Here is a 5,861-nt window from a genome sequence, read left to right on the forward strand (position 1 = left end):
CTGGTGCAGGGCCAGCGGCTCGTAGATCACGCCGTCGAGCACCTGGCGGTGCAGGCCCGAGAGCGCGCCGATCTCGCGGTCGCGGCGGCCGGCGGTGGTCTCCACGAGCACCGACAGGCCGAGCTCGTCGGCGGCGTCGATCACGTCCTGCGCGAGGGGCGCGAGGTAGGCGCTGGCGAGCTCGGGGATCACGAGCGCGATCATGCGCGAGCGGCCCGAGCGCAGGTTCCGGGCCGACGCGTTCATGCGGTAGCCGAGCTCGGCGACCGCCGCCTCGATGCGCGCGCGGGTCCCGTCGCGCATGTACGGGTAGCCGTTGAAGAAGTTGCTGACGGTCTTGACGGAGACGCCCGCGGCCCGCGCGACGTCGCTCATCGTGGCCGCCATCCGCTCCCCCTCGCATCCCGGCGCCGCCCGTCCGACCGTGCGGGCGTCGGGTGCGCCGCCCCAGCCTCGCACGCGGGGGCGGCGCGGTCCGCCTACTTGACCGCGCCGCTGATGAGGCCGGCCACGTAGTAGCGCTGGAGCAGCAGGTACAGCACGACGCACGGGATCACCGTGACCGCGACGCCCGTCTGCATCAGGCCCCAGTCGACCGTGTTGTTCTGCCCGGCGGAGAGGATGTTGAGGCTCACCGGCAGCGTGTAGAGGCTCTGGTCGGTGATGAGGATGAGGGTCGCGAAGAAGTCGTTCCACGCCGAGAAGAAGGTGAGGAGCGCGGTGGACACGACCCCCGGGATCGCGATGGGCAGCATCACCCGGCGCATCGCCTGCAGCGGCGTGTTGCCGTCGATGAGCGCCGCCTCCTCGAGGCTCGCGGGCACCGCCTGGAAGGAGTTCCGCATGAGGAAGATCCCGAACGGCAGGTTGAAGGTGGCGAGCACCAGCGAGAGGCCGACGAGGCTGTTGTCGAGGTCCAGCTCGATGAGCGTCAGGAACAGCGGCGTGATGATCGCCTGGAACGGGATCATGAACGTGATCAGCACCAGGAAGAACACCACGTCGCTCCCGCGGAACGGCAGCCGCGCGAACGCGTATCCGGCGAGCGTCGACACCACGACCGTGAGCGCGGTGACCAGCAGCGACACGAAGACGCTGTTGCGGAGGCTCGTCACGAGGTCGAGCCCGCCGGTGGGCGTGAGCAGCCGCTGCAGGTTGCCGAGGCCGACCGTGCCGTCCGGCGCCGTGAGCGCGGTGCCGAGCATGATCCCGAGCGGGTAGAGGAACAGCAGCGCCACGCAGCCGCACGCGACGTACCAGGCGACGCGCGGCATGGACGCGCGGACCGCGCCGAGGCCGCGGGCGTCCCGGCCGCGGACGGCGGGCGCCGGACCGCGCGGGGCGTCGGCGGGCGAGGCGGGACGGGCGGGGGCCTGGGTGCTCATGCGTGGTCCGAGTTCCTGAGGAGCAGCATCTGCGCTGCGCTGACGAGGCCGAGGACGACCATGAGGATGATGGAGAGCGCGGCCCCGTAGCCGAGGTCGAGCCGGATGAAGGACGAGCGGTAGATCTCGTAGACGGCCGTGATCGTGCCGTTGTCGGGCCCGCCCGCGGTCATGATGTAGAACTGGTCGAACGCCAGCAGCGACCCGGCGACGCTGAACACCAGCACGAGCGCCAGGGTCGGCCGCAGCAGCGGCAGCGTGATGTAGACGAAGCGCTGCCAGCGGGTGGAGCCGTCCACCTCGGCGGCCTCGTTCACCTCCTGCGGGATCGACTGGAAGCCCGAGAGCAGGAGCAGCATCTGCAGCCCCGCCGACTTCCACGCGACCATGCTCACGACCACGAGGAACGCGGTCACGGGACCGCCGAACATGTTGGTCGAGACGTCGACGATCCCGAGGCCCGCGAGCGCCGTCATGGTCGGCCCGATCACCGGCTGCCACATGAAGAGGAAGAGGTAGCTCGCGGAGGCGAGACCGACCACGACCGGCAGGAAGAACACCGACTGGAACACGCGGGCCGCGCGCGTGCGGCGCTGGATGAGGAGCACCAGCGCGAAGCCGATGACGAGCAGCACCGGGGTCACGACCGCCGTGTAGACGAGCGTGAAGCCGACCGCGCGGAGGAACGCCTGGTCCTGGAACGCCTCGACGTAGTTGGCGAGGCCGGTGAAGGCGCGGTTGCCGAGGAGCGGCCACGTGTACGTCGACATGGCGACCGTCCGCATGAGCGGCCAGATGAAGAACGTGACGAGCATCGCGACGGCGGGCAGCACCAGGAGCATGCCGGTGCGCCGCCGCCGCCGGGCCATGCCGCCGCGGTCGCGCACGGCGGTGCGGGCGGGGGACGCGACCGCGCCCTCCAGCCGGGTGATCACGGGTGCGGTCACTTCTCGTCCTCCTCGACGTAGACGACGGAGTCGAGGATGCGCTGCGCGTCGGCCTGGGCCTCGCGCTGCGCCTCCGGGATGTCCCCGCCGAACACGGACTGCGAGATCAGGTTGACCCAGACCCCGTTGTTGTCGTTGAACAGCTCGTTCTCGACCGGGCTGAAGGGCACGTGGCCCACGCGGAGCGCGTCGGCGAAGACCTGGTAGCGCGGGTCCTGGGGCACGTACACGTCGTCGAGGAGGTCGGTGCGGATCGGCACGACGGACTGCTCGGCGAGGATCGTCTGCGCCTCCTCGCCCGTGGCCCACTCCACGAACTCCCACGCGGCGTCGACGTTCCGCGAGCCCTCGAGGATGGCGAGGGTGTCGCCGCCGCCGAAGGACGCGGATCCGCCGTCCTTCCCGGGCAGCGGCGTGACGCCGAAGTCGACCTTCCCGCCGGCGACGAGCGCGCCCATGGTGGCGGTGCCGTCGGCGATCATGCCGACCGTTCCCTGCTGGAAGGCGGTCGCGGTGTTCGGGCCGGCGTCGGTGCGGGCGAGCGACGGCATGCTGCCGTCGGTCCACATGCCGCGCATGAGCTCGAGCGCGTCGGCCACCTCGGGGCTGTCGAGGGTGGCGGTGCGGCCGTCCTCGGAGAGCACGTCGCCGCCGCTGCCCCAGATGAGCGGGGTGAAGCCGAAGATGAGGCAGCCGCCGCAGGCGCCGGGGATGGAGTAGCCGTACGTGCTGCCGCCGAGCTCCGTGATGGCCTTCGCGGCGGCGCGGATCTCCTCGTGCGTGGTGGGCGGGTCCTCCGGGTCGAGCCCGGCCTCGGCGAACAGCCCCTTGTTGTAGAAGAGCACGGAGACGTCGCCGGTGAACGGGACGGCGTAGGTGCGGTCCTCGAAGGAGGAGACCGACGCGTGCGCGGGGCTGAAGTCGTCGGCGTAGCCGAGGGCGTCGACCCGGTCGGTGATGTCGACGAGGGCGCCGGCCTGCGCGAAGTAGGGCGTGAAGACCAGGTCGAGCGCGGCGACGTCCGGCGGGTCGCCGCCCGCGATGGAGGTCGCGAGCTTCTGCACGTAGCTCGGCGACGGCACGAGGGTGATCTCCACCTGCGTCTCGTGGGTGGCGTTGTAGGCCTCGGCGAGCGGCTCGACGAGCGCCTTCTCGTAGTCGCGGATCCAGAGCGTGACGGTGCCGTCGTCCGCGGATCCCGATCCGGACGAGCACCCGGTGAGCGCGAGGCCCGTGATCGCCAGGGTCGCCGCGGCGACCAGCCTCCTCGTGGTCCGCTTCATCGCGCTCCTCGTGTCCGTGACGTGTCGGCCCCGCGGGGCTCGGCCGGGCGGCCGCACGCGCCACCATGGCGCCTTCTACATCGTTGTACTAGATTATGTGCATCGATGTACTACCCGTCAAGGCCGCGACCCGGCCGCGGCGGGACCGCCCGGACCGCGTCCGGCATCGCGTCCCCGGCACCGCCGCCCGGGACCCGCCCCGTGGACCGACGGCCCGCGGCAGACCGACCCGAGGATCCCGATGACCGTCGCCCCCTCCGCCCCGCGCCCCCGCCTCGCCGCCGTCCACGGCTTCCCCCTCTCCGCCGTGCGGCTCGGCGACGGCCCGCTGCGCCACGCCCAGCTGACCGACGTCGAGTACGTGCTGCGCCTCGACCCCGACCGGCTGCTCGCGCCCTACCTGCGGGAGGCGGGCCTCGACTCCCCCGTCCCCTCCTACGGCAGCTGGGAGGCGATCGGCCTCGACGGGCACATCGGCGGGCACGTGCTCTCCGCGCTCGCGCAGCTGCACGCGGCGACGGGCGACCCGCGCCTCCTCCCCCGGCTCGAGCACATGCTCGACGTGCTCGAGCGGTGCCAGGAGGCGGCGGGCGACGGCTTCCTCGGAGGCGTCCCCGACGGGCGGGAGTTCGGCCGCGCCATCGCCGCGGGACGGATCGACGCGGACACCTTCGACCTCGAGGGCCGGTGGGTGCCGCTCTACAACCTGCACAAGACGCTCGCCGGGCTGCTCGAGGCGCACGCGCACACCGGATCCGCGCGGGCGCTCCGCCTCGCCGAGGGCATGGCCGACTGGTGGCTCGGGGTGTCCGCGCACCTCTCCGACGAGGCGTTCGAGGGGATGCTCGCGACCGAGCACGGCGGCATGTGCGACGCCTTCGCGACGCTCGCGGACGTCACCGGCCGCGACGACCTGCTGCGGGAGGCGGGGCGGTTCGTGCACCGGGCCCTCGTGGATCCGCTCGCCGCCGGCCGCGACCCGCTCGACGGCCTGCACGCCAACACCCAGATCCCCAAGCTCGTCGGCATCGAGCGCCTCGGCCGGATGACCGGCGACGCCCGGCTGCTCGCCGCCTCCGACGCATTCTGGGACTCGGTGGTGCACCGGCGGAGCGTGGTGATCGGCGGGAACAGCGTGCGCGAGCACTTCCACCCGGCCCGCGACTTCGCGCCCATGGTGCTCGACGAGCAGGGACCCGAGACCTGCAACAGCCGCAACATGCTCGAGCTCGCGCGGCTCCGGTACGCGCGCACCGGCGACGCCGCGATCCTCGACCAGGTGGAGCGCACGACCCTCGACCACGTGCTCTCCACCCAGCACCCCGAGCACGGCGGGCTCGTCTACTTCACGTCGCTCCGCCCGGCGCACCACCGCGTCTACTCCGTCGCCGAGGAGTCGATGTGGTGCTGCGCGGGCACCGGGATGGAGAACCACGCCCGCGCCGGCGAGCAGGTGTTCGCCCACGCCGACGACGCCCTGCTGGTGGGCCTGTACGTGCCGACCGAGCTGGACTGGGCCGAGCGGGGGATCCGGGCCAGGATCGAGGGCGACGTCGCCCGCACCGGCGCGGCCACGGTCACGCTGACCGCCGCGGCGCCCGTCGACCTGGAGCTCCGGCTGCGCCGGCCGGGCTGGGCGACCTCCATGGAGGTCGAGGTGGCGGGGTCGGCCCCGGTCGTCGCCGCGCCCGACGCCGCGGAGGCCGTGGTGCGCCGGACCTGGTCGGGCACCACGGTCGTGACCGTGCGGCTCGGCATGGAGGTGCGGGCGGAGCCGCTGCCCGATGGATCGGCGTGGACGTCGTTCCGCTACGGCCCGGTCGCGCTCGCCTCCCGCGACGGACGCGACGGCATCGCCACCTCCCTCGCCGCCGACACGCGCATGGGCCACGTGACCCCCGCGCCGAGGGTGCCGCTGGAGCGGACGCCCGTGGTGACCGCCGTCGATCCCGCGTCGGCCGTAGCCCTGGTGGACCGCGACGCGCTCTCCTTCCGGCTCGACGCGTGGCGGGACGGCGCGCGGGTGGCGGTCGCGCTCGAGCCGTTCGCGGGGATCCACGACGAGCGCACGACGCTCGTCTGGCCGACCGGCGCGGATCCCGCGGCGCGCGTCGCCGAGCTGCGGGCGATGGACGCCGCCGGGAGCGACGCGGACGTCCTCGACCGCGTCGCGGCGGGTGAGCAGCAGCCCGAGGTCGACCACGGTTTCCGCGGCGAGGGCACGCGGGCCGGCGGCGCGGACGGCG

Annotated in this window: 5 protein-coding genes; 1 reads left to right on the forward strand and 4 read right to left on the reverse strand. The window is 73.1% G+C overall.

Features of this window, described 5'->3' with window-relative positions:
- The 4 genes from Q6969_RS12310 to Q6969_RS12325 form a co-directional block, all read right to left on the reverse strand.
- Positions 1-387 (reverse strand): LacI family DNA-binding transcriptional regulator (locus Q6969_RS12310; RefSeq protein ID WP_317230700.1); only part of this gene is annotated, 387 nt, incomplete at its 3' end.
- Positions 388-479: 92 nt separating this feature from the next.
- On the reverse strand, positions 480-1,385 hold the full coding sequence (locus Q6969_RS12315) for a carbohydrate ABC transporter permease (protein ID WP_317230701.1): 906 nt from the start codon (positions 1,383-1,385) through the stop codon (positions 480-482).
- Positions 1,382-2,332, reverse strand: a complete 951-nt coding sequence (locus Q6969_RS12320) for a carbohydrate ABC transporter permease (RefSeq protein ID WP_258070402.1) — start codon at positions 2,330-2,332, stop codon at positions 1,382-1,384. Before Q6969_RS12320 ends, Q6969_RS12315 begins: the two co-directional genes overlap by 4 nt.
- Positions 2,329-3,615: a sugar ABC transporter substrate-binding protein gene (locus tag Q6969_RS12325; protein ID WP_094114838.1), complete on the reverse strand. Its 1,287-nt coding sequence runs from the start codon at positions 3,613-3,615 to the stop codon at positions 2,329-2,331. Before Q6969_RS12325 ends, Q6969_RS12320 begins: the two co-directional genes overlap by 4 nt.
- Positions 3,616-3,856: 241 nt before the next feature.
- On the opposite strand from Q6969_RS12325, the gene Q6969_RS12330 reads away from it, so the two are divergent.
- Positions 3,857-5,861, forward strand: a 2,005-nt coding sequence (locus Q6969_RS12330) for a beta-L-arabinofuranosidase domain-containing protein (RefSeq protein WP_317230702.1), incomplete at its 3' end; no start/stop codon positions are given.

Origin of the sequence: Clavibacter sp. MX14-G9D (genome assembly GCF_032917815.1) — a bacterium.
GTDB classification, from domain to species: Bacteria; Actinomycetota; Actinomycetes; order Actinomycetales; family Microbacteriaceae; genus Clavibacter; species Clavibacter michiganensis_K.

Bases quoted from the DNA above. Each gene is read 5' to 3' on its own strand.
- Q6969_RS12325 (WP_094114838.1), bottom strand. From the start codon at position 3,615: ATGAAGCGGACCACGAGGAGGCTGGTCGCCGCGGCGACCCTGGCGATC.
- Q6969_RS12315 (WP_317230701.1), bottom strand. From the start codon at position 1,385: ATGAGCACCCAGGCCCCCGCCCGTCCCGCCTCGCCCGCCGACGCCCCG.